Below are 23,480 nucleotides of genomic sequence, written 5' to 3'. Positions count from 1 at the left end.
CATCTATTCCCTCCTTTCTTGATCAAGGATCACCGCCATGACTATCAACAAGACGCCAGTCACGATAAATCCAGCAATAGAATTAATATGAAATGCACCGACATCAATCAGTACAATTCCAGAAATGAATAACATGACGCCCAACATATTTTGCCAAATACTTGATAATAATTTTGAAAAGTTTTTAATCATCCAAACATCCTCTTAAAGTAGTCTTTTTTTTGTTCTCGCGATAGGTCGTTAAACGGGTTATAGTCCGCATCTTTAAAATCTTCAAAGTAAAACTGTGCCCCTGTATGTGCATTAATCAACGCGTCCGATGTATCAATGTGATCACTCGTCCGATTCATGCGGTCAATTTTAACCGCGCCCCCGCGATCCTCAATCAAAACAGCATTTGTAAATCCGTCAATTATTAGTGGGTCGTCCAAAATTTTAGCATGCCCATTGATAAATTGACTTTGCAAGTCCTTCGTCGGGTTCGATAATACCTGCGAAACTGGCCGAACTGTCGAAACCGGCCATTCATCGTGGTAGTTTTCGATTCGCTTTAGTAACCAACTAGATAAGTTCGGGTCCAGCGCAATCATCTTAACCTTGAGATCGTTTTCCGCAATATAATTTTCCAACCAGTGATAAACTTGATTTTTATCTATTGTTCCCTCGAGGCTTCGTGTAATCTCACAAAATCCCAATTTTGATAATGCACGATAATTCAGGCCATCCTGTTTTTCTTTAGCATCAATCGTTTTGGCTTGTGCGAACGGAATAAAGCTGTGTTGTTTGAAGAAATATTTGTTTTGATTACCTTCTCGATAAGGAAAAGCGAATCCAAAAGACGTATTATCGTTACTTTGGCTACCATCAAACCCGATATAGACATCTCGTCCATACACATCAAATGATTCGATAATGTTTTTTTGAATGTTTTCAAGCGATAGATAACTATTTTGAAACTTTCGGCTCCAAATATTCAGTGACTTATTGACAAATGTGGCAAGTTCACCACTTCTATCAGCATCATCGCGATCCTTAATCAAACTGTTTAGTTCCGACCGATACTTTTCGTCACTCATTTCATTGAGGTTAGGATTAGACTTACCCCAAATAGATTCTTCAAATACCTCATTCTCACTGTCCTGCGCATAAATTATTTGAAATGTATTATCCGCCTCCCGTAGGTCATCTTGTTCAATGATTTTACGCATCAAATCTTGGTCTTTTTTGAATTTAACCTTACCATTCGGATAAGCGGTTGATATTTTGACGAACATTCTGTTCTTAATACCGTTTTGTCCAGACGTAATCTGTCGCAGCGTCTCATTTTTGTCTGGCCGCAGGTTGCCGATTTCATCATAAATGGCGATCACGTTGTGAAAAGAATCAAATCCACCGCCCTCTGATGTTCCTTTACGAATCGTATTCTTGCTCACACGACCAATAACTTGTTGCGTTTGTGCATCAACATCGTTTTCCTTGGCCCATTCTTTAAAAGCTGGCATTTTAATCAACTTTTTTGCTTGGATAGATACATCGTTAAACAGTTTTGTCGCGTGCTCACTGTCATAACTTGCAACAAGAAAATCTTGAGATGTTGCTTCTGCCGCTACGATAAAGTAGTAAAAGTTCATCAACATTGAGGCAATGAACGTCTTCCCTTGTCGACGAGAAACGCTTATATTTGCTGTTGTATATCGAGTCCCGTTTTCTTCGGTGCGCCACCCCAATAAACTGTCTAAAATAAAAGATTGCCAGTTATATGGCTCAAGCGTGACCCTGAAATTATCAGGATTAGGCAATATTCGAGTAAAGTTTTCAATCATTGTCACGTAATCCGTGTCGTAATGATACGGAAAGTCTTTATCGCGCTGACGACCAAGATCTTGTAAGTGCCTAAAGCAAGCTAGCTGTGCATCCCTGCCGGTAATATATTTATCCGTGAAAAGCACATCAAACGCATATTGTGTCGCAGGATCTTGGTATTTATCCAAATATCTTTTGTATCTTCGGCGTTCTGACTTAACAACCTCTTTGATATCGGTTTCACCAACTAAATTAAATGTCTGCACCGAAATTCACCAACCTTAATGTATCCTCTTTGTGTGATTCTGCCGTCACAACTTCGCTTGGTACAAGTTGACCAGCACGTGAATCAAACGACAAACCTAAATCAACGGCAAGAGATTTTAATGTTTTGATACTATCATTCATAATCGCATACGCCGGATTTTTCTTTGACCGATCATACTTGGTCTCCTTGCCGACGATATGCTCTTCACCCGTTTCTTCGTCAACCTCAAACTTATCTACTTCGAAACTCACAAAAATACCGTTTTTTTGAACATCTGTCTCGGCCATTCGGTATGTTGAATACAGCGAGCAAAACGCTTCCAGATTAACGGTATCAATTTGTTTGATTGTTCCTAACTTTTTGAGTTCAGGTACAAGTTTGCGCCACAACGTCACGCCGTAACCATCTAAATGATAAGGCGGCGTGTCTTGTAATTCGATTAGCGCGTTTTGTTTCTCTTTGAACTCAATATTTCGTTCACGTTGATCCGATCGAACGGTTTCGTCAGTCGCAGTTGTTCTTTTACGACCAGCGTTGCGTTTATTTACCAAACAAACACCCCCTTTCTTAAATAGTTTGTGGTATACTGTGTACAGATAAACACCTCGTTAAACGTTGATATAACAACGTTTTTAGGCTTTAAATTAGCAGCCTAAAAAGTTTTAATTTCTGCATTCGCTGTTAAAGCGGACGCCACCTTGTGACGCTCCCCTCCAACAACCCCACCCCGGGGTATTTTTTATATATACACGAACGATAAACACAAATGTGATTAATTTTTAGTATTAATATCGTACGTTTTTTATTTTGGATAATTTTCAAAGGTTAGCCGACCGCTTTGAATCACTTTTAAAGCTTGACACAACTTTTCTGGCTTTAACTCAGTAGATGCCATTTCACTTATTCTTATGTGTTTAAAACGGAAACCATCAATTTTATTTCTGATTGTCATGAAATAAATATGAACAATTACAAAATTGTAATCAATAATCAATTTATTTCCTTTTCGTTTGTTCGGAATGTTTGACATATTTAATAAACTAATTTGTTTATCTATTTCATTATTTATATTTCTATTGTCAAAACAAATAACGACATCTTCAATATATTCTTTCGTCAATCTTCTTCCGATCGCTCATCACGTTTCTTTATGGCATTCAATATCCATTGACGAACATCATCACGTTGCCATGACTTGCTCACGTCTACGTTCTCTATTGATAGCCCATCAGTATAAACGTCATCTTCTAACAAGCCCTTGTACCAGTGACACCTTTTGCATATAACCCATAAATTACCCTTATCCAGCTGCTTACGCTTATCTATCTTTCTGGGGATGATATGATCTACAACTAAGTAACCTTTGGTTGTGCTTGTTCGCCCACAACACTCGCACGTGAACATAGCCTGTTGTTTAAGTCCTGCTGATAGATGCTTCCATGTCTTGTTGTGATAGAACTCATTAGCTTCCTTGTCGCGCTTGTTAGCATTGTACTCACGTTGCTGTCGCTTGCGTTCATACGTTGACTTTGCTTGGAACTCCGGCTTTGGTCGATACATCGACTTGTGTGTGTCACAATATGGGTTTTCCTGTGCGTACGGTATTGATACATGACAATTCGTCTTACGGCACATCTTTACTCTAGCCATGTCATCTTGGCACCTCCTTTCAACGAGTATTAAAAGCGCTTATTATAAGTCTTTCCCTGTGATATTCCTTTCCGAGATATCTATCAACTTCATCGCCAACTTGACGCTATTATCGGCTTCTTTAGCAATCCTATTTGCTGCGTACAAAGTTGCTAACGCGATAATACTGATTGCGATACCAAGTATAGCTACAGCCGCTGCTCCGTAAATCATATCTTTCTCCTTAAATAAAATGTTCAACCTTTAATCTATCGTCACTATAAACTAACGCATGCAACAGTTTACTTGACCCAACAAACGCGTTCTTCTTTTCCCAGCCGTCTGTCGGTTTAGGCGTTGAGAACTGTCGGATAATCACACCGTTTTCATCAACTGTCTTGTCAAAGTGTAGATGACCAGTATGGATTTCAACAGTGCTTGCCACACCCCACATGTGTTTATGTTCGGTTGCTAATATCTGTCCCGGAATGCGCTTGTTAACGTCGCCGTGTTGGATTGAGACAAGCACGTGGTCTAGTAAGTAAGCCGTCCGATAATTATTGTTCACATCTACCTTGGCTTGCTTAAAGTGTTCCTTAACCCAAAGCATGAACATGTACGACATATCAAAATCGTGATTACCGCCAACTGATTTAATATAGACCGAATTGGCGTGCTTCAAAGCTGCGGTCACAATCGTTTCCATAAACATCATGGCTTCATCAATCGCATTCGGCATATTGACGTCTTCTAAAATCGTGCCTGATACTGTTTCTGTGCTGTTGATTTTGTCACTGTGCAACGTGTCGCCGATCACTTCAATAACAATCGTCTTATAACCTAAGCTGATAATCTCTAGCAATTCGGCAATCTTGTCTTGAATATGATCTAGCTTTAAAATACCGAAGTGTAAATCAGCCAGTGGAATAACGAGATTATTTTGTCGGCTAGGGTCGATATGGCTTTCAACGTGTAACGGTTTAACTTCGTGAGTTAATCGCTCAACCAAATCTTCAATCGCATTTTCAACTCTCGGTTTAACGTTGACCTTTAATTGGAAGTTCCACTTCGGACCGTCTGCCGTTGGTGTCGTCCACTGATTAGGAATTGCTGATACAACACGCCACTCTTTAGCATCTAAATTAAGATACTCAAGGATATCTTCTGGCGTCTTTTGCGTCTGCTCATTAAGCATTAGGTACTTGGCTGTGATTTTAATATCATCAACCTTGCCGTCTTCGCCATAGTGATAAATGGGCTCGATATTAAAACCAGAATCACTTCGTACAGTCGCAGTCGGTTTTTCGTGGTTCATATACTGGCGCACTGTCCGTCTTGGGTAGTAAACGCCATAGGAATCATATAAACGTTCAACAATTTCGCGACTGTTTAGGCCTTGTTCGCCTAATTGCCTAACCTCGTTTTTAAGTTCTTCAGTCCATTTAAAACGTCCCATGCCTCACCACCTAATGTGTTTACGATAATCAATACTTCTGTTATCGTAAAACTCTGCCTTTTTCTGCAACTCTGCGCGCTTATGTCGTTCAACACTCGTACGCTTGTAGTCTTCTGCGTGTTGCTTATTAACTTTTGTCGCGTCTCTAATATGAATGAGGCGCTTTTTGGTTTTCTCGTCCATAGTTTTACTCCAATAAAAAAACACCCATTAAGGTGTTGTGTATGTCACATATGTAAAACAGGTCGATTTCGACCTGTTTAGATGTTTCTATTTCATCAAAATAGCCTTTTTGTCAAAATAGGAAGTTAATTTAATCTCTGTATTTTAACATTTGCAACTATTTCCAAAATGGAAACTGTCACTATGTACTGTATCCCCAAGGCGATAACAGGATACCATGCTCGTCAGCAAGTTTTACTGCCCACGTTAAGCAGCTTAAGCGTCTGTCTATGTACCTCGCAGGCGTTATCTTCCTTTGAGCTTGTAACCTGACCGCCTTGCAGTTACCGTGAACAGTATTTCGTAATTTAATCGAAATCGAACACGCTTTTTGTATACACGGAATTATATGTACGAGCAGCAGGCAAGCCGCTCATTAAGTTGTGTTTGCGTTTCCGCAATGTGAATGCTTAGAAAGATTAAATCCACTAACAAGTTAACGGATTGTAGAAAAGAAACATTCGATCTTTTTTCAATGGTCAACGCGATGACCAATACGGATAGCGGGAGTCGAACCCACAACTCACACAATCTAATGCGCGCGCTTTACCTATTTCAAGCTATATCCGCCCAAAGAAATTACCTAACTAGTATAAAGCGACGCGATACAGTCTTTTTCCATGAGTTACCATGATTGAAAGATACAGTTTATCGCTATGGTAATAACTTAATTAACAGGGCAAGGATTTGCACCTTGCATGTATTCGGTATCTTCGCAAGGCTAACGTCCACCCGCATTAACTAAATACCATATAGCGTCTACCTATTCCGCCACCTGCCACGTTTGCTTTTAGGGATGAGCAATAACCCGCTTTGTTTAATCTTTCGATAATACTAATTTACACCCGTTTTTATGTGTAAAACGCCATAAAAACGTTTGTATATGCAGCCTGTCACAATACTGCTCCAAGTATGTGCTTAACCTCAACGCGATATGCTCTTGCTGTGCTCTCGCCAATGTGAAACTGCTGCGCTACCTTAGTCCAAGTAATTGCCTTGCTTGCATAATAATACGCAACTACTTTCTGCTTGTCAGGCTCAAATGTCGCTATCCAGCGTTCGACGTCTTCCTTTTGCTTAACCAACGTCTGTAGTGTCTTATCGCTTTCCAAGCGTATCATCATGTCGTCTAGCGGCCTTGCGTGCTTATTGAGCGCCTTACCACCTCCGATGTTCTCATCAACCGGCCCGCGATCATTTCGCAACTCGTACTCGCGTTGTCTAATTTTTAAATCGAGACGACCAGAGAAGTAGTCTCTCAAAATACTATCTATCCTGTCCGCCATGTCTCGCCTTTCTTACATTGCATTCTAACCCGCCTAATTTGTCGTATAGCGCGTTTTAATTACACAGGTGTGTAAATGTGTCACTTGTGCTTAAAGTAGTCTAAAGCTAATTTATATACCGATACAAATGCACCTATTGTAATTGCTAAATGCAAAACGTCTCTTAGATTATTTCCGATTTCAATCATAATTTACACCTCGTCTTCTAGTAAAACCGGCAGCAAACCGATAGCTCGCCCACCGTAGCGTTTAGCTGTATCAAAAACATATTCCTTTGAAAACCAAAAGGCCTCTCTTACTTGTAACGTAATTTTGTACTTTGATGCAGATAAAATTGACGCGTTAGGATCTTTGGCTAGATAGCCGTTACCGACTTTTACAACATATGCAACATATTCTTTCATTTCGTCTCCTTGATAAACGCACAACTCCACAAAAATTCCAGATTTTGTTATAATCAGGGCAACAAAATATTATTTAGAGGAACTCATGTCGAATAGCTTATTTATGGTTTATACTTTTTTATTTCTTAGCGTCATCTTATTGACACTCTGTTTAGTATTTGGTGTTTTAACTAAAAGTCGAGGGACCATTGTGATATCTTCAGTAGGTATCGGCTTACAATCACTGGTCATTTTAATGTTCAGATTTGTATTATTTTCGGGAATGCAAATCGGTAATTTGTATATTGGATGATATAATACTTACTTTCCATAGTCGCCAATCACAATCGCTTTCTTATCTGGTGCCGTCAGCGATAAGGTGCCGTTCAACTTTTCTGCTTGCGCCTGTGCGGCTTCAAACGTCTTAAACGTGTCGATTGTATTGCCATCAATCCTCACGTCATATCTCATGTGTTGCCTCCATTTCATAAATTTCAAGTCGCGGATTCGCCTTATCAAGATAAAAATCATGATCAAACCCGCCGATGTTTTTAACGTTGTCGTTTTCCAAAAATGATTTGCCGTGCAACTTAGCCGTCAACATGCCGTCAAAGATGAACTTTTGTGTAAACGTCCAGTTGTCTGGATCAATTCTGCGGTCTGGCAAGTACCAGTCGAATTTCAATTTAGCCGGCCATGTGAACATCACACCGTCAACCATAGATTGTAGGAACACGCTGCGTGTATACGCCGTACCGACACGCTTTAACTTAGCGCCTAGATACCTATTCTTACGTTCTGCTTCAATGTACTTGTTCAGCGTCAGTGGCCGTAAATGTTTTAAATCTAGTGTGATTTTGTTCATTCTATCTTCCTGCCAGCAAATCCGTAGTTTGAAAGTTCAACGCTGCTATATCTTCCAGCCTTGTGCGTTAGCATCATAGATTGGCGCCTGATGTTCAGTTCAGCGGAAGAAATCTGTGCTAGTTTGTTCCGGCCGTTTTGTCGTTCCCGATAAAAATAACCAACGATTTCACGATTTCCATATGTGTATTCATCTTGGTAGCCGTTTAGATAACTGGCTGTTTCTTTTGGTGTGTAACCCCTAGCGCGCATGTCTTCAATAATTTCGATAATCTCATCGCGATACTTATTCATTCTCTGATTAGCGCGATCATCTGGTAACACACCGTTTTCATCAATGCGTTCAAGTTCGCGCTTTACCAAAAGTTCGCGAAAGCACTTAATCGCTTTGTCGCTCATATAGCCATACTTTGCTTCAAAGTATTCCAGTCCTCCAGACTTGTAAGATATTAAATCCATAGTTACTCTCCCTTTCCACCAAAGCGCCTGCCTCGGCTTTCTAATTCCTTGATAATTTCTGCCGTCACTCGTACGCCATTGATGTGATACTTTGCTTTAAATGCGTTTAATCCAATCTTGTGTAGTTCCATGTGGTGCGCGTGACTTAGGCTAAATACCGTGTTGCCGATGTTGCTGATTTTGTCGCGATCACGTCCCATACCGACTGCGTGTTCGCCGTGGGCCAACTCAACCGGTCGTGAGCCGTCTAGTACGTCAAAGCCCTCGATTAGCGCCCGATACTCCCAATGCGCGATATCTTCAGGCTCTAATGCGTCCAGCGGTTTAAAACTCAAAGGCACGTTGTGGTCGGCTACGAAGTCCAACATGAATGTGATGAGCCCAGCCGCTACCGACTTCTCAACATCTCGCAGTGAAATCGTGTCAAGCTCTTGCCAATACTCATAAGCTAACTTGAACCATTGCTTGATGTATTCTGGTGCGTCACCTGACCATTTAGCTATGTCATTGAACATGGCGTATATGAACCGCCGTTGCTTTGCGCTAATCTCACGGTCGTCTCTCACTTGAATTTCAACCAAAGTTTGATTAAACAACACGTAGGTATTTTTAAATTCTTCGGCCTCATCTTTACTGCTAAATCTAAATGTCACTTCATCTCCAGCTATACTCACTGGGTAGCCTTGAAATTCTTTCATAATTTCTCCAACTGGGTTTCTCACCCCGTTCAAGTAGTTACGCTACTGTCGTCATTGCGTTGTTAGAAAGGCAAATCATCATCTGAGATATCAACTGGCGCACCAGTAGCGAACGGATCAGTTTGTGGTGCATGGTTGAATGGATCATTTGATTTCTTCGCTGAACCGTCATTAGGGCGCTTTTTTCCGTCAGGCTTGCTGCCGTCAGTGTCTAATTTGTCGTAAGTCTTAACTGACAAATTCCACTTGCCGTTATAGTCCGATTGCACCCATTCTGTTTTGATGTTAAGTTGCTTATTGATAATGCCGCGTAGAACATCTTGAATGCTGTTGATAGGCGTTCCGTCTGGTACGTTTGCAGCGACTAGCAATGTGTTGAATCGCTTTTCTGATTGATCTAGATTATCTGGATTCCATACGAAGTTGTCGTACAACACGCGACCGCCAGCATAGTCACCATCTAATACTTCATAATTAAGCACCAACATCTCGTTACCTGTTGACTTTGCCGTCTTGAGCTCTGAACTATCAAGCACCTTAACGTTATAGCGCCCAGATTCTTGTACGCTCTTACCAAATGTGTTGTTGCTGTCTACTGTGAATAAAGCCATGTTATTTCTCCTCTGCGATTAATTCGCTTGCTTTGATTGTTTTCCGATTATCAATTCTGTTCTTGGCGTGGTTGCCGTTCTCTGGATCTAAATCAATCCACCGCTCATCTTTTTCTTTGTAGATACGCCCGACAATATCGAACGGTGCCGTGAATGCGTTAAACGTTTTCTCGTTCATATCAGCTTGATAACGTCCGCTACCAGTCAACCCGTTAGATCCGTTGTCAACTTGGTGAGCCGTTGCTAGAACCGTCTTATCCGTCTTTCGCAACCACATACCAAGGTTTCTAAACCATACTTGTAGTTTTTGGTAATTTTGTCGGCCGTCTTTTGAAGCACCATCAATATTTTCAAGCGCCCAGTTTTGTAAGGCGGTCACATTGTCTAGCACAATGACATCATGTGTCGCGACTTGCTTTTCTAACATCGAGATGACGAGCTGCTGCATATTCGGTGCATCTTCATCATCAAACGCAATGACGTCAATGTCGTTCGTCCCGACAAGCGCGTTTGTTGATCCGTCAAAAATCAGCAATAGCTTTTTCCCTGTAATTTGTTTAATAAGCGAAGTTTTACCAGTCCCGCCGTCACCATAAACAAAATACATATTGCCTACTTTTTCTATTTCACCAGCCTTATAAGCTTTCATGATTTAACCTCCTGTCATTCATACTTGACTCGTTTCTGCGTGTCATAAATGACAACTTTTTCCAAGTCTTCCTTGATAGCTTCGCCGTACTGCTTTTCTAGTTGCGTTGGCGTTTTAACTTGCACAGCGCCCCAACCATATTTTTTGACAAAAGCCATTTTCAGCTTTTCGTCATCGGCGGCTAGTGATTTCCGTGTGGCTTCCGTGTAACTGATGTCTTTAATCTCCACGCCGTCATCTAGCTTTGCTTTCACAGCGTCTTCAACATTTTTCATCGGTGTTTTCAACGACTTAATCGCATAAGCCAGATCATGCAGCGCTTCGGTAGACATCTTTTCGACCGTCTTTTTGTCGCGCAACATATCTAGCGTGTAGGCTTCGCCCCACTCGTTAATTACCGTGACTTCATTAGCCATTTGCTATTTTCCTCATTTCTTTGTATTATTGAGGTGTTATCTTGTCCGAGATATACACCATTTCGCCTAACTTCCTACCGTTAGGCGTTTTTTCTTTGAACAAATTCCACTCGTTCGTTGTGGTCATCAACCTTTGACCAGATAATATCAAGCACCTCTCTGTTGCTAAGGTCTTGGTTATTTAAATACTTTTCGATGAGATCCAACGTGTAGATCGCGTCTTCTGCTTCAAAATCCATATCCACCTCCTAATAAATCCACTCGCTCATCAGGTTGTGCCGCTTATCAAATGCGAGTTTGATCGTGCCGCGTTTTCCGTTGCGGTTTTTTGCTACGATGAACTCAACTTGTGAGATGTCGTCATCGTTCTGGTCTTCCGGCGCATTGTAGTAGTCGTCTCGATATAAGAACATCACATTGTCTGCGTCCTGTTCGATTGATCCACTATCTCGCAAATCTGAAAGCATTGGACGCTTGTCTGTTCGCTGCTCAACACCTCGATTGAGTTGTGCTAAGGCAACAATCGGCGCATCGATTTCCTTGCTTAAAACTTTCAAACCGCGACTAATTTTTGAGACTTCATTCACGCGGTTGCTATTGCGTTCATTTCCGGTTTCAATCAGCCCAAGGTAGTCAATCAATACAAGCCCTATTTTGCCCCTCTGACGCTTTAATTTAAGCGCCCTTGCTCTTATATCAGAAAAGCTTTGAATAGGCGTGTCATCGAACCACAGGGGCATTTTAGCGAGCTTGTCGGCTGCACTGTTCAGAACATTTAAATCTTCCGGACTTAATGAACCGTCTCGTAACTTTCCGGCATCGATCATGCTTGTTTTAGCGAACATGCGTTTGACCAACATTTCATTGTTCATTTCCAGTGAAATGACTAGAACTGGTAGCCCTGTTTTTGCTGCTGCACCCTCTGCCATGTTCAACGCAAATGCCGTCTTCCCCATTGCTGGTCTGGCACCAATAATTGTCAACGAACCTTTTAAAAGTCCGCCCAATGCTCGGTCAATACTTTTAAATCCTGTTGACGTGCCGATGATGCCGCCACTGTCACGTGTCGTGAGAATACTTTCGATTGTTGGCACTACCAGTTCACTAATCTGCTTGGTTGAATCCTTAGTGAATTCGGTTTCGCTGTTGATGTATTCGCTCAACTTCGTTTTAACGCTCGCCGTATCTTCGCCATTTACTAGTTGTTGCATCACGCTTTGCGCTGCGTTGTATAGGTTGCGCTTTGATGCTAATGAGTGAATAAGCTTCGCTTCACTGATTGCTTGGTTGCTAGAAATACCCAACGATGACACTTCGGCAATGAAATTGATGTCTGCCCCGCCTTGCACTAAGGTGGCTGGGTTAACTTGCTTGTTACTCTCGACTAATTTCTTAATGATGCTAAACGTCTTCTTCGCATCATCGCCGCCAATGTCTTCCGGTTTCATAACCGATTCGATGTCGGCTAAAGTTAGCGCTGCATCTCTAGAAACCATGACGTTTCCAATGAACGACTTTTCAAGATTTTCATCATACATTTCGCTCTACCACCTCTTTCAATTTATTTAGCAGTTCATCATCACCAGCCATCAACAATTCCCAAGCGTGGGTATTATCTGGTGCTGGCATCATTGTTGGTAGCGGCATGTCGCCATAACCAAACTTTTTGATGTACTGATCTTTCACTGTGTCGTACCGGTTGTTGAATTGAACAGGGTCGCTAGTGCTCTTTGTTACCCTAACCGGTTTTCCTGTTTCATATTCGTCTTCCCAACCAGCTTGATTAAACCAAGTTGATCCGTTTTTGATATACTGCCTATCAGTTTTCTTAAACGCTATCTGTTGGTTATATTCACCGATCTTCTGTTTAATCAATTCGACACTAACGCCTGATTTAACCGCTTTATCAAATGCTTTTTTTGCATTAGATTTACCAGCCTTTTTGGGGTATAATTCCCAAACGCTTTCAAAGCGTGATGTATTATTATTTGTAGTATTAATACTTGTATTATTCTCTCGGACATTTTTGTCACTAGGGGTACTGACATTTTTGTCACTAGGGTACGACGTTTTTGTCGTTAGGGTAGTGACGTTTTTGTCGCACAACTTGATGTATCTGTTTTTAATTTGTTTCCCTTCACGTTCGACAATTCGTTTGATATATCCGTTGTCTTCTAGTGACGATAACCAACGTTGTATGCTGCGTTTATCAACACCGTATAGTTCAGCAAAATAACTATCACTAGCCCAGCAAAATCCTTTCTTGTTGGATAATGCCGTTATCTCTCCGTATAAGAGTGTTGACCCCTTTAGTAGATTTTTGTCGTATCTAACACTGGCTGGAATAATTGCGTAGTAGTTTGGCTCTTCCACTTATTCGACTTCCTCCTTATCAAAGCGTTCTGGATCGTAGCCCCATTCGCGGATTTCTGATTCGGTTAGATGCTCATCTTGAGTAACCATATCCGACCGATTAGCTGGAAAAGATCTAACGGCTTGACCTGCATCTTTGAACAAGCGAACAGGCTTACCGTGCACATTATTTTTCTTAGAATACCAAACATAACGTTTCTCTTTCTCAACGTACTGCTCGCGCGCCCGTTCGCGTGTTAGTGAGTTAGCAAGAGCCAAAGCCGCTTCATAATTAGACGAATTTAATGAATTAACGTAATCTATAACAAATTTAGTAGCTTTGTCATACGTTAAAGATGTGTTCCATGAGTCAATGATTTTTTCGTACTGTTCTTCTGTAAACTTCATGCTCTAATCTCCTCTTTCAAGTTCTTCACACGTTGCTTTAACGCGTTCCTATAGCTTTCCATGCCTCGTAGTGTCTCTTTTCTAACCTTGCCAGACATCGACATGCTCGTGTTCGTTCTGAACTGTCGCAGCTCATCTTCTGCCTGTTCTAAGTCATGTTCGGCATGGCGCAGCATGATGTCATAATTAACGTTCATCTTCAATGTGTCCTATCGCAATATCTATTTTTGCTATCGCATCTCGAACTTAGGCCCCTGTTAGCTTGCTTTGATAAGCTGCATCATCGCTCACTCGCTCAAGACAGATTCGTAGTGCAAATAGCTCTTGTTTAAGTTCTTGTTTATTCATCGCCAAACTCCATTTGATTTATCTCATCGTCAAGCTCGTGAATGTAATCATTCACTTGGTCAATCTCATCAAGTGCCTTAGCGCGCTCACTTCGTAGCCAATCTAGGCGACTTTCACGCGGTTCTGCAATCTCGCCAACGTGGATTAAGTCTGAACGGCTCATTCCATTAGGTAAGTTATTGCTTAACATAATTAACCTCGAATCCTTTATATTTTCCGTTCCTTTTTAGGGCCCACACTACTCCGGATTGAGTACCGCCTATTTCATTCGCAAATTTCGTGATGCTTTCAAAAGTATTTGAAAAGTTATCCTTTTTTACAAAAATCGGTTTAGCTGTTTTTTTATGAGCTCTGCTAGTAGCAGTCCCCCAATTCGCATTTTCTGTCCTAGTCGCCCACTCTAAATTTTCAACAGAATTATTAGACTTGACCTCATCGAGGTGATTTACCTCAGGTTTGTTACATGGGTTCGGAATGAACGCTTCTGCAACCAATCTATGAATTCTTTTTATTTTAGTGACGCCATTATTTCTCAGTCCGACAACCAAATAGTTAGCATAGTTCTTTATGGGTTTCATCATCCTATCTCGGACATTGTTTTTAACTCTGCCGAAATTAGAAACCGAATACGTTTCATAACCTTTTATAGGTTTCCAAATTTCTATCATCTGGTATCTATCCATGCTGTTCCTCATCTTTCCGAACTTGGTAGCCAAGGCTAAAGCTAAGATATGCTACTGCTCCAATGACGAATAGTAATCCAAGTACTTGTGTTGCCCAAAGTGCCATGTGTTACCTCCCTGTTTTCTTATCAATGAAATATTGAAGCGCTGTGCCGTCCCACTTTTTACGATTACCGCTTACGAAGAACGGCTTTGGGAAATTCTTTTCGCGCTTGATATATTTGTGGAACGTCATCAAGTGCATGTCGAGATGATCCTTATCAATGATTTCTTTTTGCAGGTAGCTCCTGCTTTCAAACATTGGCATAAGCGCCTCCTTTTCTAATGTGATTAAATTGTTTAAATGCTATCCTTAAATTACTGGCTCATTTGCCTAGTAAAACGAAAGGAGACTCACTCTATGTTTTCTTTAAAGCAAATTCAAATTATGCAAATAAGTATTGAACAACTTTCTGACATTGCTGACGGTTATGGCTATTCATTCAAACACAAGGGCTCTAACGTTGTTGTGTCATATAACGAAAAGTTATTAACCTCAGAATGGATTAGCGAAACAAAATTATCTGATCCCGAAATCATTATTCCACTGAGAAAAAAGCACTTTTCAAATTTTTCTCAGTCAGATATGGGCGATGTAATTAACCTTGAACCACTTTTAAATGACTCGGAAAAGTTGATAAACAAATTATTTGAAATAGCTAATGATTCTGATGATATCGATCTAAATGAAACCGTCGTCACACGTGTAAATTATTTAGAATCGGACATTGTTTTATCAAATCATTACTTTGATCCGTCATCATCAGAATTTAAGTTCGTATCCTTGACTGATTGAATTTCAATTGATGGCTCAAATAGTTGAATGTCATAAAAAATATTTTCCAGCTCTTTCATTAATGATTGAGCTTTTTTTATTTTAAGTAGAAGTTCTCCGTCATTTTTTAAAACGGCGTTCATTATTAATTCTCTTGACATTTTAGTTTTCTCCTATGCTGTTTCTCGAACATCTAGCGAAGTCTGTTCAATAATCGTCTTAGTTGCTGATGACGGCTCCCAGTTATCAACAAATTGGATAACCATGTCGTAGTCCTTTGACTTAACACGTGAGCGATTACCAACTCCGGCAACTTGCTTGATTTGGTTTCCTAAATCTTTAAACAACGGGCCAACTTGCGACTTCGGAATGTGGTGGATTGATGCGTAGGCATAAACACGATGATTAACTAAGCGATTTAGTGAACCGTAATCCGTAGCATTTAATGGCTGATTGTCGATTAAATCATTTAATTTGTCATCGACCTTTTCAATTCGTTCGCTTAATTGAGTAGTTCCTTTTGCAATGAGCGCGATCTGTTCAAGTTCGCTCATAGGCTTTGCTGTGTAACTACCAGTCTTGCGAATAGCTGGCAAGACTTCCGACGTGACCCAATCTTGAAACTTTTCAGCTTGAGCGCTCTCCGCCTTAATCGCTAACTTGTATAGCTGTTGTTCGGTAATGAAATCACCTTTCTCCACTTGTGGAGAATTTAGATATTTGCGAACGCGTTCCCAACGAACGTATTCGACGCCTTTTTTGTTTAGCGAGATGCCGATTTTAATCGCTGCTGTTTCTGCATCGAACAAGATTTGTCCGTTTTCTTCCTTGACCTTTAGGTTGTCAAATACCTTTACTTCGTTCATGTTAATATTCCCTTCTGTGTTATAATTGAGTTGCTAATATTCCTTAAGTCTGGCTACTTGCAATAGCCGGGCTTTTTCTATGCGGTTTGTTTCGGTTTTTCCGAAACGGTAGACAAAAAAATTTCATCCACTGATACACCAAGTGCGTTTGCGACTTTCTCAACATTTTTGTATCGTGCATTGCGTAGATTATCAATATCCGATTCGTAAGTGTTGATTGTTCGTTCAGACAATCCGGATGCAAGCGCTAAATCCTTTTGGGTTAAACGCTTTTGAATCCGAATGTCGAAAAGTGCCTGTTTATTTGCTAACATCGAATCACCTCCTTTCGATAATCTCATTATACAATTCGGTTTTTCCGAAGTCAACAACAAATTTCAGTTTTTCCGAAATTATCTTCAAGAAATGTGTTTCATTTTTTCCGAAACGTTGTATAATAATAGGTATAGAAAAACGGAGACAAAATTATGTTTGCAAATAACCTACGATACCTACGCGAGAAAAACGGAATGGATCAAATCGACTTGGCTATCAAGCTAGGACGCAAGAGTTCATCATCTGTTAGCGAATGGGAAAAAGGAAAATATACACCAAAGATCGGCGTGCTTAACGATATTGCTGAAATATTCGGTGTTTCAATAACAGACTTGATGAATAAGGATTTAAGTTCTGACGACGGTATTCGTGACAAGGTTATCAGTATGTACGATTCACTAGATGCCAACCGTCAACAAGCTGTTTACAATTTTACAAAGCAACAATACAATGAACAAAATAACGTCATCGAGTTCCCTGCACCAACGCGTACACAAGTTAGTGTATACGGTGCTGTATCTGCTGGAACTGGTGAATATCTACTTGATGGCACACCTGAATTAGTTGACTATGACGGCGCTGTTCCTGAACACGACTTCGCTGTTGTTGTTAACGGTGACTCAATGGAGCCGACGTTTGAAGATAAGCAAATTATCTTCGTCAAGAAGACAAATGAGGCTCGTAACGGTCAATTCGTTATTGCTGATTATGATCATCAGGCATTCGTTAAGAAGTTCATGCGAGATGAACACGGCGCACGACTCGTATCATTAAACAAAAAGTACCCAGACATGCTAATCGATGAAGATCACGAACTGTCAATCTTCGGCGTTGTCGTATTCTAAACCACTAATGCGGTGTACACATATGTGCTGGACATTCACACTAAAAGGTTTGAGGAGAGATTGGAGATTTTAAATGGTATCACTATTCGTGCTGGTATTTTTAGTGACGTTGATCTGGTTCTTCATTGCAAGAAGAAAAGACAAAAAGGCAAGTGGCAAGACAACGAAACAAACATGGTATTTGCTATTTGTCAGTATTACATCTTTCCTGATCGTTGGTGCGTTGTCACCTAAACCAAATAAAGTTAATTCCGACAACTTAAAAGTACAAGGTTCATCTTCTATCAATAAAGAAAAAGATTCAAGTTCGTCATCAAAAAGTTCAAAATCGATAAGTTCATCTAATTCATCTAGTTCATCTAGTTCGGCTTCGTCATCGAGTTCAAAAATGAATGATTTTAATTTTTCTAAAGTTGAATCCGGCATGAACATGGATCAGGTCATTTCTGCAATTGGAAAACAGCCGACAGATAGAGATGAAGTTACTTTATATTATGGAAAAGAAGATATCGACTTTTCTAACGGCGTTCTTATCGGTTCTAGTATCAAATCAATACAAGATAAAGTTGATAAAAAATTTAAGCAAGACGCTTCACAATCCAGTAACAAGAAAAAAGAATCCGATAATTTGAAATCTTACGCTCAATACTTCGGTAATCTACCAGTAGAAAATATACAAAGTAAACCATACGCGTACAAATCATCAAAAGTAGATAACGGAATGCGTTATCTTTACATGGTGAAAAACAATAGTTTTCTAGTGCGTATCGATACAGATGACGGTTATACAAATGTATATTCGTATGACGGCAACCAAGATGGTGCGCTAGGTAGTAACCTGTTCACCGGTAGAACAATATTCAATAATCCGGAAAAGAAAAATTACTACTATCTAGGTGGAAAATGATTCATGCCCTTTCGGGCGTACATATATGTGCTAAGCAACCACATTAAAAAGCTAAGGAGAGATTTATGAGTGGACTATTAACTTCGCTTTGGATTATTACGTCCATTGCGTTTTGGGTTTTACTGATAATTTTTATTGTCAATAAGGTAAGAAAACGTCCAGGTCGCGTTGATAAGCGAGCAGTGTTAATTACCTTTTTTGTAGGTTTACTGTTACTAATTGGTGCTATCGCTTCAAACATAGGCAAGAGTTCAGATGATAGTTCTACGTCAAGTCAGTCTAAAAGTTCATCATCGGAAGAGGACAGTGATTCTTCTTCAAGTTCTGAGGATGACTCAAATTCAGAAGACTCTTCTAGCTCTGAAACGTCTTCAAGTTCATCCTCATCAGATGCTAGTTCAGATGATCCGAACACATACAAAACCGGCATTACCTATGATCAAGTAGCGCGAACACCTAATGATTTTAAAGGTAAAAAAATACAATTTACAGGCAAAGTGCTGCAGGTTATGGAAGACGGTGATTCTGTACAACTTCGCCTTGCTGTTGACGGAAATTACGACGATGTAATTTTGGTAAATATTGATAATGATCTTTTGCATGGATCACGAATTTTAGAGGATGACCTCGTGACTGCTTCGGGAGAAAGCATCGGCACGGTTTCGTATGATTCCATTATGAGTGGAAAGATTACCATACCAGCGATGGATGCAAAAATTATCAACGACCAAGGTAAGGCCAGCGACGACTACGGTAATTAATTAATGCCCTTTCGGGCGTACATAATAGACAATGAAGTCTCTAAAATAAGACAAATAAAAAAGCACACCCTCTCGACTAAAAGTTGGGTGTGCTAACAGTCTATAAACGCACGGGGCGTTCTATTAAATTATAACAGATATAAGCCCCCTTTTTAAAGGAGGTTTTTATTATGGCATCAATATATAAACGTGGTAAAACTTGGACGGCGAATGTTTTTGTTATTCAGGACGGAGCCAGAAAAAGAAAAACAAAGTCCGGATTCGGTACAAAACGCGAAGCACAGGCGTGGTCAGTTGACGCTGAAATGAAAAAGAAAAATAACGAGTTCAGTGTCGATAACGTCGTGTTCACTGAGGCCTTTGAAGAATGGTATCACATTTTTAAAGAACCGCAATTAGAAACAGCGACTAAACAATGGTACCGTACTACCCTGTCTGTTTTAAAATCGAACTGGGAAAATAAAAAGTTATCAGAAGTAACATCAAAAGACTTTCAGATTCTCATTAATGAATATGGCAGCAACCATGTTAAATCATCTGTATCACACATAAAAAATATTACTAGCGCTTTTGTTCGCTATGCAGTAGATGAAAACATGATTTTAAAAGATTTCACACGAAATGTTAAAACATATTCAGTAGTCAAAAGCAAAGACAAAGAGCTAAAATTTTTAGAAACAGATGAAATGGAGAAATTAATTGAACGTGTGAAAAATAATAATGCCGTGACCAGTAGAATGATTCTGACTGCAATTTATTCTGGATTAAGATTTTCAGAAGTCGCTGGACTTACCAAAGGTGACTTTGATTTTAAAAATAGCACTATCTCGGTTAACAAATCATGGCAAATCCACGATCAGGCTTTCAAGCAAACAAAAACAAAAACGTCAAACAGAATTGTATCAATGCCTAATTCGTTCGTTGAAATAGCTAAAAAATGGACGTTCGGAGACACATTTGCTTTCGAGGGTGATAATGGTACGCCACCTTCTGATAATGCCGCCAATAAGCAATTAAGGCGTCTTCTAGAGCAAGACAATAGCAAAATAATTACTTTCCACGGTTTACGTCATACCCATGCCAGTTATCTACTAGCTAAAGATGTGTCTATTCAGTACGTTAGTGAACGTTTAGGTCATGCCGATGTTAACATTACTTTATCAACCTATGCTCATTTGTTAGACAAAAAACGTTCTGAGGAAACAGATAAGGCGCTTTCACTATTAGACGAATTATAAAATAGTGCTACAAAAGTGCTACAAGTAACGTCTAAACGCTTATATACCAATGGATAATACTCCCCCTCAACGCATTTTGACCGTTTTACCACGATTGTTGGTAGGACGGTTTTTTGTTGGTTAAACGTTGATGCGTGTGGGGTTGTGGTCGTTTAGAGTTATTAGTAGTTTTCGCGTTAGTTATCATTATTTCAGCTCAGATTGGCTACAAATTTGCTACACTAGCTACACAAAAAACCAACCGGAAATTAATCCAATTCGGGCTTTTCGTTTAATCAATTTTGTAATGCTAGACCTTATCACCTGGAGCGACTCAACCAATTCATCAACTTTAACAGCTTTTACTTGATCGGTTCCCAATCATTCTGATTGTGCATAATTTCACTATTCCGACCAATTGTAGTATACTAGCTATTAAAATGATAAATTCTAGCAGCGAATGTGTACAGAGCATTTGCATGAGATAAAAATCAGATTCTTCCGTAAAAAGAATGCTACAGGTTCAACTGCAAATACAAAAGTCTCAAATGATTACTCCATTGCAGAAAGGTGGTCACCGTGGTCAATAAAAATAGACACAACGCGTTGTTTCAGTACAGAGCATTATTAGTTGGAATTGCGATTGTTTTAGCAATTGTAAGTATTATTTATCCAGAAAATCACTCGATAAATACTTTTGCGCGTGCTTTTTTATCATTACTGGTTTCGGTAGTGCTTGGTTCTTATGCCGTTGAACGCTTTCATAATAAAAAGTGGCTACCTTTCTCGGCCTACCTACTTGTTAGCGTGCTAAATCTCTTGATATTCATATCTACTGTTTTTCCAAATATTCATTTTTAAATCATAATCACTTGATAGTTACCCTAAGACATATTGGTCAATTTATGAATTCAAACAATTATTAACCCATAGGGTTCTGATTACTACTGGCTTTTTACTTCTTTTACTATTCAATTCGGTAGCGCCAAAAACTCACCCTATCGCGCGCTTACCCGAGTGCATTTTCATATCATTACTTACAGTGCCAATAATAAAGCCCGATCGGGCATACATCCTAAACAATAAAGTTTTAAAAATGCAAATTAAAAAGCACACCGGCTAAGCTTCAGGTGTGCTTTTTAATTTATTTGAGATAACCAAAAAGACCACATCATTGCATTATCTTGCAAAAAATTTGGCTTTTCAAGTTGGGTAAAAAACTTAACACCTGGTGCTGAAAGCTTTTGATTGAGCGCCAATGATCTAAAGGCAACTCTCAAATCCCTGACTACCTTGTCCTCAGCTTCATTTTTCACCTTTAACCGAAAAATAGCTTGATCAACAAGAACGCGCTCATCTGCATTCAATGGCAACTTTTCTAGTAGGCTCAATAAATTGTTTTCATCTCTTTTCATACTCACGCTCCTTTAATTTTTATCATACAATACAAATCAACTATCAACAATCTTTTTGATCATTAGATTTTCATAGCATGAGACGCATGCTTGTACTTTTGTTCAAGTGTTTGTTGACGTACCAGCCAGCGTTGTTGTCTCAAATATTCCTTTCGTAACCCCTTGCGTAATGAAAGCGTGTGATATAAAGAGACAACGAACATGACAAGGGTTAAAAAATAGACGCTGGTCACCAACAAATTAGCGTCTAAAGGCCCGGCTTGTTGCGGCTGAAACAATAACACGGTTTCCAACGTGACGAGTTAGCTCGATACAATTAAGACAATCAGCCAAATGATTCGCTTCATACTTATCCTCTTCTACCCTCTCGCCAACTGTCAATTCACAACGTGAGTCGTTAAAAATCAACCACTTCCGGGCTTGACTGAAATGATTCAATCAGTGCTGATTGTACGGTCAATTTGATAATCACATTTTTTGTGAAATTATCTGATAGCGACTTGATTTCTGGGTGGCTTGCAAGTTCTGAATTGACAGCTTCTGTGCTAATCACAGTGGCTGAAACCGCGTTTGAACTCACCCGCGTGCCGGTCTTTGCATCGTACCACGTTGTGAATGACGCACGGTGGCTTTCAATGATGTTCTTTACGCGCGTCGTGTCCTTGCCAGTCACGACATAGAAAACATTTTCATCTGTGTGTGATTGTTTGAAAGTAATCACACTTGAGCTCACCACATTGTCTGAGGAAACCGTCGACAGGACAAAAATATTCTCCAAATGTTGCAATGCGCTACCTAATGCATGGTCGTGTTGTCCAGACGTTGCCGTGCTAAATTTCTTTCGCTGTTTGATAAGGGTTAAAACTGTTAAAGGTATGACAAGTACAATGTACCCGATAACTGATAGAAGCAGTGATTGGGCGAAATATCCCTGAATATTGAAGTAACTGACAAAAAGCATCGCTATGAAAATTGTGGCGAAAAAAATGACAAAAAGTTGTATAAAACGTTTGGCGTACATTGTAACCTAGTTCCTTTTATAAAAATTTTGCGTCGTAATATTAATCAATTCACCCTCTTATTATACAATTTTTCGCACCACTTGCCAGATTGGCACTAAGTAATTGCTGCATTTTCCAAGACATATTTAGCGAAATGCCTGACCCGATCGAATCGTGAGGCAGCCATGGTGGTTGAGACAATTGGTCTATGATGCGACTTGATTTTTTTGGCATTTTAAATCATGTTGTATTATTTCATCACCAAAAAGCGACCCCGTAAGGGGTCGCTTTTTGTCTTAATACACTGTCGTTTCCGTTTCTGGATCAAAGAAATGACCTTTGTTGATGTCCATGCCTACTGTCACAACCTCACCTGGTGCAATATGATCGCGTGAGTTGACTTTCGCAATGAATTCTTCTGCGCCAATCTTACAATAGAGCTGTGACTCAGCGCCCAGTAACTCTGAAACATTAATCGTCGTTTTCATTGTTGCTTGTGGGAAAACTTTTAAGAAAGCATTATCGCGATGAATATCTTCTGGTCGAATCCCAAAAATTAATTTTTTACCTGAATACCCTTTTGCTTTAAGAACTTTCAAACATCCATCAGGCACTTCAAGAGAAAAATGGCCATTTTGTTCGTTAATGTGGTTATCAACTAATTGAACCGTGAAAAAATGGCAGATTGCAAGAATCATCCGAACACCGCATGTTTCTGAAAGACTTTTCGTGGTGATTGCCAGTTGAGCGTTTTCATTGGCCTGGCATTAATCCAATGATTAATTTGATCTAATTCTTTCTGAC

General features: G+C 39.8%; 34 protein-coding genes and 1 pseudogene. 6 read left to right on the top strand and 29 right to left on the bottom strand.

The genetic code is table 11. From position 1 onward, the window contains the following. Positions 1-3: 3 nt before the first annotated feature. From HF966_RS05210 to HF966_RS05100, 23 genes are all read right to left on the bottom strand, one after another. Positions 4-192: a DUF1056 family protein gene (locus HF966_RS05210; protein WP_168676854.1), complete on the bottom strand. Its 189-nt coding sequence runs from the start codon at positions 190-192 to the stop codon at positions 4-6. Beyond that, positions 189-2,069, bottom strand: a complete 1,881-nt coding sequence (locus HF966_RS05205; RefSeq protein ID WP_168676853.1) for a terminase large subunit — start codon at positions 2,067-2,069, stop codon at positions 189-191. The genes HF966_RS05210 and HF966_RS05205 overlap by 4 nt, the downstream gene beginning before the upstream one ends. Next, the gene (locus HF966_RS05200) at positions 2,056-2,622 is read right to left on the bottom strand and encodes a phage terminase small subunit P27 family (protein WP_168676851.1); all 567 of its coding nucleotides are present in this window, start codon (positions 2,620-2,622) and stop codon (positions 2,056-2,058) included. Before HF966_RS05200 ends, HF966_RS05205 begins: the two co-directional genes overlap by 14 nt. Positions 2,623-2,873: 251 nt before the next feature. Beyond that, positions 2,874-3,191, bottom strand: a complete 318-nt coding sequence (locus HF966_RS05195) for a hypothetical protein (RefSeq protein WP_168676850.1) — start codon at positions 3,189-3,191, stop codon at positions 2,874-2,876. Next, positions 3,188-3,721 carry an HNH endonuclease gene (locus HF966_RS05190; protein WP_168676849.1) on the bottom strand — a complete coding sequence of 178 codons (534 nt, stop codon included), beginning with the start codon at positions 3,719-3,721 and terminating at the stop codon, positions 3,188-3,190. The genes HF966_RS05195 and HF966_RS05190 overlap by 4 nt, the downstream gene beginning before the upstream one ends. A 42-nt stretch (positions 3,722-3,763) precedes the next feature. Further along, complete coding sequence (locus tag HF966_RS05185; RefSeq protein ID WP_168676847.1) at positions 3,764-3,934, bottom strand: hypothetical protein; 171 nt, start codon at positions 3,932-3,934, stop codon at positions 3,764-3,766. A gap of 10 nt (positions 3,935-3,944) precedes the next feature. Further along, complete coding sequence (locus HF966_RS05180; RefSeq protein ID WP_168676846.1) at positions 3,945-5,156, bottom strand: helix-turn-helix domain-containing protein; 1,212 nt, start codon at positions 5,154-5,156, stop codon at positions 3,945-3,947. A gap of 1,115 nt (positions 5,157-6,271) precedes the next feature. Continuing rightward, positions 6,272-6,664 (bottom strand): DUF722 domain-containing protein, encoded by a 393-nt coding sequence (locus HF966_RS05175; protein ID WP_168676844.1) that lies wholly within the window; start codon positions 6,662-6,664, stop codon positions 6,272-6,274. 191 nt (positions 6,665-6,855) lie between these two features. Next, positions 6,856-7,068, bottom strand: a complete 213-nt coding sequence (locus HF966_RS05170) for a hypothetical protein (RefSeq protein WP_168676843.1) — start codon at positions 7,066-7,068, stop codon at positions 6,856-6,858. Between the two features lie 300 nt (positions 7,069-7,368). Continuing rightward, a complete protein-coding gene (locus HF966_RS05165) occupies positions 7,369-7,518 on the bottom strand; it encodes a hypothetical protein (protein ID WP_168676841.1) in 150 nt (49 codons plus the stop codon). Further along, a complete protein-coding gene (locus HF966_RS05160) occupies positions 7,508-7,912 on the bottom strand; it encodes a dTDP-glucose pyrophosphorylase (RefSeq protein WP_168676840.1) in 405 nt (134 codons plus the stop codon). Before HF966_RS05160 ends, HF966_RS05165 begins: the two co-directional genes overlap by 11 nt. Continuing rightward, entirely contained in the window at positions 7,909-8,370 is a 462-nt protein-coding gene (locus tag HF966_RS05155; protein ID WP_168676839.1) for a hypothetical protein, read from the bottom strand. The genes HF966_RS05160 and HF966_RS05155 overlap by 4 nt, the downstream gene beginning before the upstream one ends. 2 nt (positions 8,371-8,372) lie before the next feature. After that, positions 8,373-9,068, bottom strand: coding sequence for a putative HNHc nuclease (locus tag HF966_RS05150; RefSeq protein WP_168676838.1), 696 nt, complete (start codon positions 9,066-9,068; stop codon positions 8,373-8,375). Positions 9,069-9,130: 62 nt separating this feature from the next. Beyond that, a complete protein-coding gene (locus tag HF966_RS05145) occupies positions 9,131-9,679 on the bottom strand; it encodes a DUF669 domain-containing protein (RefSeq protein WP_168676836.1) in 549 nt (182 codons plus the stop codon). 1 nt (position 9,680) lies between these two features. After that, the gene (locus HF966_RS05140; protein ID WP_168676835.1) at positions 9,681-10,328 is read right to left on the bottom strand and encodes an AAA family ATPase; all 648 of its coding nucleotides are present in this window, start codon (positions 10,326-10,328) and stop codon (positions 9,681-9,683) included. Between the two features lie 14 nt (positions 10,329-10,342). Then, positions 10,343-10,744: a hypothetical protein gene (locus HF966_RS05135; protein WP_168676833.1), complete on the bottom strand. Its 402-nt coding sequence runs from the start codon at positions 10,742-10,744 to the stop codon at positions 10,343-10,345. Positions 10,745-10,824: 80 nt separating this feature from the next. Continuing rightward, positions 10,825-10,983 carry a hypothetical protein gene (locus tag HF966_RS05130; RefSeq protein WP_168676832.1) on the bottom strand — a complete coding sequence of 53 codons (159 nt, stop codon included), beginning with the start codon at positions 10,981-10,983 and terminating at the stop codon, positions 10,825-10,827. A 9-nt stretch (positions 10,984-10,992) separates the two neighbouring features. Continuing rightward, on the bottom strand, positions 10,993-12,282 hold the full coding sequence (locus HF966_RS05125) for a replicative DNA helicase (RefSeq protein ID WP_168676830.1): 1,290 nt from the start codon (positions 12,280-12,282) through the stop codon (positions 10,993-10,995). After that, positions 12,275-13,117, bottom strand: coding sequence for a helix-turn-helix domain-containing protein (locus HF966_RS05120; RefSeq protein WP_168676828.1), 843 nt, complete (start codon positions 13,115-13,117; stop codon positions 12,275-12,277). Before HF966_RS05120 ends, HF966_RS05125 begins: the two co-directional genes overlap by 8 nt. Further along, positions 13,118-13,504 (bottom strand): hypothetical protein, encoded by a 387-nt coding sequence (locus HF966_RS05115; protein ID WP_168676827.1) that lies wholly within the window; start codon positions 13,502-13,504, stop codon positions 13,118-13,120. A gap of 340 nt (positions 13,505-13,844) precedes the next feature. After that, entirely contained in the window at positions 13,845-14,042 is a 198-nt protein-coding gene (locus HF966_RS05110) for a hypothetical protein (RefSeq protein WP_168676825.1), read from the bottom strand. Beyond that, positions 14,029-14,520, bottom strand: a complete 492-nt coding sequence (locus HF966_RS05105; RefSeq protein WP_168676823.1) for an NUMOD4 domain-containing protein — start codon at positions 14,518-14,520, stop codon at positions 14,029-14,031. Before HF966_RS05105 ends, HF966_RS05110 begins: the two co-directional genes overlap by 14 nt. Positions 14,521-14,644: 124 nt before the next feature. Next, the gene (locus HF966_RS05100) at positions 14,645-14,842 is read right to left on the bottom strand and encodes a hypothetical protein (RefSeq protein WP_168676821.1); all 198 of its coding nucleotides are present in this window, start codon (positions 14,840-14,842) and stop codon (positions 14,645-14,647) included. Positions 14,843-14,935: 93 nt separating this feature from the next. Here HF966_RS05100 and HF966_RS05095 point away from each other — a divergent pair, with 93 nt between their 5' ends. Then, entirely contained in the window at positions 14,936-15,370 is a 435-nt protein-coding gene (locus HF966_RS05095) for a hypothetical protein (RefSeq protein WP_168676819.1), read from the top strand. 152 nt (positions 15,371-15,522) lie between these two features. Here the strand turns inward: HF966_RS05095 and HF966_RS05090 are convergent, their stop codons facing one another. Next, positions 15,523-16,215 carry a BRO family protein gene (locus HF966_RS05090; protein ID WP_168676817.1) on the bottom strand — a complete coding sequence of 231 codons (693 nt, stop codon included), beginning with the start codon at positions 16,213-16,215 and terminating at the stop codon, positions 15,523-15,525. 77 nt (positions 16,216-16,292) lie between these two features. After that, the gene (locus tag HF966_RS05085) at positions 16,293-16,529 is read right to left on the bottom strand and encodes a helix-turn-helix transcriptional regulator (RefSeq protein ID WP_147001945.1); all 237 of its coding nucleotides are present in this window, start codon (positions 16,527-16,529) and stop codon (positions 16,293-16,295) included. Between the two features lie 195 nt (positions 16,530-16,724). On the opposite strand from HF966_RS05085, the gene HF966_RS05080 reads away from it, so the two are divergent. The 5 genes from HF966_RS05080 (at position 16,725) to HF966_RS05060 (ending at position 21,121) form a co-directional block, all read left to right on the top strand. Then, positions 16,725-17,375, top strand: a complete 651-nt coding sequence (locus tag HF966_RS05080) for a S24 family peptidase (RefSeq protein ID WP_246586684.1) — start codon at positions 16,725-16,727, stop codon at positions 17,373-17,375. 73 nt (positions 17,376-17,448) lie between these two features. Continuing rightward, positions 17,449-18,282, top strand: coding sequence for a hypothetical protein (locus tag HF966_RS05075; RefSeq protein ID WP_168676802.1), 834 nt, complete (start codon positions 17,449-17,451; stop codon positions 18,280-18,282). A gap of 65 nt (positions 18,283-18,347) precedes the next feature. After that, on the top strand, positions 18,348-19,043 hold the full coding sequence (locus HF966_RS05070) for a hypothetical protein (protein ID WP_168676813.1): 696 nt from the start codon (positions 18,348-18,350) through the stop codon (positions 19,041-19,043). 170 nt (positions 19,044-19,213) lie between these two features. Further along, positions 19,214-20,281 carry a site-specific integrase gene (locus HF966_RS05065; RefSeq protein ID WP_168676811.1) on the top strand — a complete coding sequence of 356 codons (1,068 nt, stop codon included), beginning with the start codon at positions 19,214-19,216 and terminating at the stop codon, positions 20,279-20,281. A gap of 558 nt (positions 20,282-20,839) precedes the next feature. After that, positions 20,840-21,121 (top strand): hypothetical protein, encoded by a 282-nt coding sequence (locus HF966_RS05060; protein ID WP_210729359.1) that lies wholly within the window; start codon positions 20,840-20,842, stop codon positions 21,119-21,121. A gap of 278 nt (positions 21,122-21,399) precedes the next feature. Here the strand turns inward: HF966_RS05060 and HF966_RS05055 are convergent, their stop codons facing one another. From HF966_RS05055 to HF966_RS05040, 4 genes and pseudogenes are all read right to left on the bottom strand, one after another. Next, positions 21,400-21,675 carry a hypothetical protein gene (locus tag HF966_RS05055; RefSeq protein WP_168676807.1) on the bottom strand — a complete coding sequence of 92 codons (276 nt, stop codon included), beginning with the start codon at positions 21,673-21,675 and terminating at the stop codon, positions 21,400-21,402. 397 nt (positions 21,676-22,072) lie between these two features. Beyond that, complete coding sequence (locus HF966_RS09040; RefSeq protein ID WP_246586683.1) at positions 22,073-22,396, bottom strand: hypothetical protein; 324 nt, start codon at positions 22,394-22,396, stop codon at positions 22,073-22,075. Positions 22,397-22,972: 576 nt separating this feature from the next. Further along, positions 22,973-23,374, bottom strand: coding sequence for a TOBE domain-containing protein (locus tag HF966_RS05045; RefSeq protein WP_168676804.1), 402 nt, complete (start codon positions 23,372-23,374; stop codon positions 22,973-22,975). After that, positions 23,371-23,480, bottom strand: a pseudogene (locus tag HF966_RS05040) (IS30 family transposase); the annotation flags it as partial. The gene HF966_RS05045 and the pseudogene HF966_RS05040, both read right to left, overlap by 4 nt.

The organism is Leuconostoc holzapfelii (assembly GCF_012396485.1).
Taxonomy (GTDB): Bacteria; Bacillota; Bacilli; order Lactobacillales; family Lactobacillaceae; genus Leuconostoc; species Leuconostoc holzapfelii.
This window is presented reverse-complemented; position numbering and strand designations above follow the sequence as displayed.

Bases quoted from the DNA above. Each gene is read 5' to 3' on its own strand.
- HF966_RS05185 (WP_168676847.1), bottom strand. From the start codon at position 3,934: ATGATTTACGGAGCAGCGGCTGTAGCTATACTTGGTATCGCAATCAGT.
- HF966_RS05080 (WP_246586684.1), top strand. From the start codon at position 16,725: ATGGATCAAATCGACTTGGCTATCAAGCTAGGACGCAAGAGTTCATCA.
- HF966_RS05115 (WP_168676827.1), bottom strand. From the start codon at position 13,504: ATGAAGTTTACAGAAGAACAGTACGAAAAAATCATTGACTCATGGAAC.
- HF966_RS05100 (WP_168676821.1), bottom strand. From the start codon at position 14,842: ATGCCAATGTTTGAAAGCAGGAGCTACCTGCAAAAAGAAATCATTGAT.
- HF966_RS05075 (WP_168676802.1), top strand. From the start codon at position 17,449: ATGGTATCACTATTCGTGCTGGTATTTTTAGTGACGTTGATCTGGTTC.
- HF966_RS05135 (WP_168676833.1), bottom strand. From the start codon at position 10,744: ATGGCTAATGAAGTCACGGTAATTAACGAGTGGGGCGAAGCCTACACG.
- HF966_RS05130 (WP_168676832.1), bottom strand. From the start codon at position 10,983: ATGGATTTTGAAGCAGAAGACGCGATCTACACGTTGGATCTCATCGAA.
- HF966_RS05045 (WP_168676804.1), bottom strand. From the start codon at position 23,374: ATGATTCTTGCAATCTGCCATTTTTTCACGGTTCAATTAGTTGATAAC.
- HF966_RS05175 (WP_168676844.1), bottom strand. From the start codon at position 6,664: ATGGCGGACAGGATAGATAGTATTTTGAGAGACTACTTCTCTGGTCGT.
- HF966_RS05170 (WP_168676843.1), bottom strand. From the start codon at position 7,068: ATGAAAGAATATGTTGCATATGTTGTAAAAGTCGGTAACGGCTATCTA.
- HF966_RS05140 (WP_168676835.1), bottom strand. From the start codon at position 10,328: ATGAAAGCTTATAAGGCTGGTGAAATAGAAAAAGTAGGCAATATGTAT.
- HF966_RS05065 (WP_168676811.1), top strand. From the start codon at position 19,214: ATGGCATCAATATATAAACGTGGTAAAACTTGGACGGCGAATGTTTTT.
- HF966_RS05125 (WP_168676830.1), bottom strand. From the start codon at position 12,282: ATGTATGATGAAAATCTTGAAAAGTCGTTCATTGGAAACGTCATGGTT.
- HF966_RS05070 (WP_168676813.1), top strand. From the start codon at position 18,348: ATGAGTGGACTATTAACTTCGCTTTGGATTATTACGTCCATTGCGTTT.
- HF966_RS05150 (WP_168676838.1), bottom strand. From the start codon at position 9,068: ATGAAAGAATTTCAAGGCTACCCAGTGAGTATAGCTGGAGATGAAGTG.
- HF966_RS05055 (WP_168676807.1), bottom strand. From the start codon at position 21,675: ATGAAAAGAGATGAAAACAATTTATTGAGCCTACTAGAAAAGTTGCCA.
- HF966_RS05105 (WP_168676823.1), bottom strand. From the start codon at position 14,520: ATGATAGAAATTTGGAAACCTATAAAAGGTTATGAAACGTATTCGGTT.
- HF966_RS05165 (WP_168676841.1), bottom strand. From the start codon at position 7,518: ATGAGATATGACGTGAGGATTGATGGCAATACAATCGACACGTTTAAG.
- HF966_RS05160 (WP_168676840.1), bottom strand. From the start codon at position 7,912: ATGAACAAAATCACACTAGATTTAAAACATTTACGGCCACTGACGCTG.
- HF966_RS05180 (WP_168676846.1), bottom strand. From the start codon at position 5,156: ATGGGACGTTTTAAATGGACTGAAGAACTTAAAAACGAGGTTAGGCAA.
- HF966_RS05145 (WP_168676836.1), bottom strand. From the start codon at position 9,679: ATGGCTTTATTCACAGTAGACAGCAACAACACATTTGGTAAGAGCGTA.
- HF966_RS05090 (WP_168676817.1), bottom strand. From the start codon at position 16,215: ATGAACGAAGTAAAGGTATTTGACAACCTAAAGGTCAAGGAAGAAAAC.
- HF966_RS05190 (WP_168676849.1), bottom strand. From the start codon at position 3,721: ATGGCTAGAGTAAAGATGTGCCGTAAGACGAATTGTCATGTATCAATA.
- HF966_RS05155 (WP_168676839.1), bottom strand. From the start codon at position 8,370: ATGGATTTAATATCTTACAAGTCTGGAGGACTGGAATACTTTGAAGCA.
- HF966_RS05095 (WP_168676819.1), top strand. From the start codon at position 14,936: ATGTTTTCTTTAAAGCAAATTCAAATTATGCAAATAAGTATTGAACAA.
- HF966_RS05085 (WP_147001945.1), bottom strand. From the start codon at position 16,529: ATGTTAGCAAATAAACAGGCACTTTTCGACATTCGGATTCAAAAGCGT.
- HF966_RS05210 (WP_168676854.1), bottom strand. From the start codon at position 192: ATGATTAAAAACTTTTCAAAATTATTATCAAGTATTTGGCAAAATATG.
- HF966_RS05110 (WP_168676825.1), bottom strand. From the start codon at position 14,042: ATGTTAAGCAATAACTTACCTAATGGAATGAGCCGTTCAGACTTAATC.